Origin of the sequence: Chroococcidiopsis cubana SAG 39.79 (assembly GCF_003991895.1) — a bacterium.
Lineage (GTDB): Bacteria > Cyanobacteriota > Cyanobacteriia > Cyanobacteriales > Chroococcidiopsidaceae > Chroococcidiopsis > Chroococcidiopsis thermalis.
In genome coordinates, this window is sequence record NZ_RSCK01000246.1 from 1 (window position 1) to 1,367 (window position 1,367).

At 47.9% G+C, this 1,367-nt stretch carries 1 pseudogene; it reads left to right on the top strand.

Annotated features, from left to right (window positions below):
• Nucleotides 1-60 precede the first annotated feature (60 nt).
• Nucleotides 61-1,290: pseudogene (locus DSM107010_RS37700) on the top strand (IS701 family transposase).
• Nucleotides 1,291-1,367: the final 77 nt, after the last annotated feature.

The following is a 1,367-nucleotide window of genomic DNA, read 5'->3' on the forward strand; positions in this document are numbered from 1 at the left end:
TAGTACTACAGTTGTAGATAATTGTTAGAATAGGATAGAAGTGCGATTGCGATTGCTGTGATGTTTCAACAAGCTTTTAGAGTGCCATCGGTACAAGTACAAGTTGATGAAGTGAATAACTGGGTGAATGAATTTGATGCTGTTGTTGAACGTAATTGGTCCTCATTTCGCCCGTAGTGAAGCTAGAGTGCGAGCTAGAGATTACATGATTGGTTTGCTGTCTCCAGTCGAGCGCAAGAATGGATGGCAGCTGGCGGAACAGGTGGGCAATCAGACTCCCTATGGGATTCAGAATTTATTGGGTCGAGCTATTTGGGACGCAGATGCATTACGAGACGAACACAGAGCTTACGTAGTAGAACACTTGGGACACGAGCAAGCAGTTTTAGTTGTAGATGAGACTGGTTTTGTCAAGAAAGGAAAACACTCAGTTGGGGTGCAGCGCCAATATAGCGGTACAGCAGGTCGAGTGGAAAACTGTCAGATTGGGGTATTTCTGAGCTATGCCAGTCCACAGGGGTACACGTTTCTCGACCGAGAGCTATACCTGCCTAAAAGTTGGACTGATGACTCACAACGCTGTCGCTCTGTCGGAGTACCAGATGAGGTGAAGTTTGCCACTAAGCCTCAATTAGCACGTCAAATGCTAGAGCGAGCATTCAATGCAGGAGTGCCTGCCGCGTGGGTGACGGCAGATGAAGTTTATGGCAGCGACAGAAGATTGCGCTTGTGGTTGGAACAACAGCAACAAGCTTACGTGATGGCAGTATCTACAACTGAGCCTATTTGGTCAGGCTTTCAGATGCATAAAGTGCAAGAACTGGTGGCGACACCCAGAAGCCGCAGGGTACGTAATAGTTGTGGTGAAGGCTCCAAAGGACCTCGTGAATATGAGTGGGCAAAAGCTAGATTTAACTTCCCTGATGCACCCGAGTGGGAACGATGGTTATTAGTCCGACGCTCTCTGGCGGATAAAATAGATATGGCTTACTATGTCGCTTTCGCTCCTAGCGGCACAACTTTAGAGGAAATGGTATGTGTTGCTTGGAACTCGCTGGACAATCGAAACTAGCTTTGAAACCGCCAAAGGTGAGGTAGGGCTTGACCATTATGAAGTGCGTTCTTGGTCTGGGTGGTATCGTCATATCACCCTCGCCCTAGCTGCTCATGCCCTTTTTAACAGTGACTCGTGCTACGGGAGCGCGAGAGTTTTTTAAAAAAGAAGCAGCCCTAGTTCAATACGACTCTCTACACGAATTCAAGCGCCAGCGTGGTCTGAGCTGCCCTTGAGTGTTCCTGAAGTTCGCCGTCTCTTGTGGCGGCTATTTTGGCAGTGGATTCCCTCTACTACTTATATTCTCGATTGG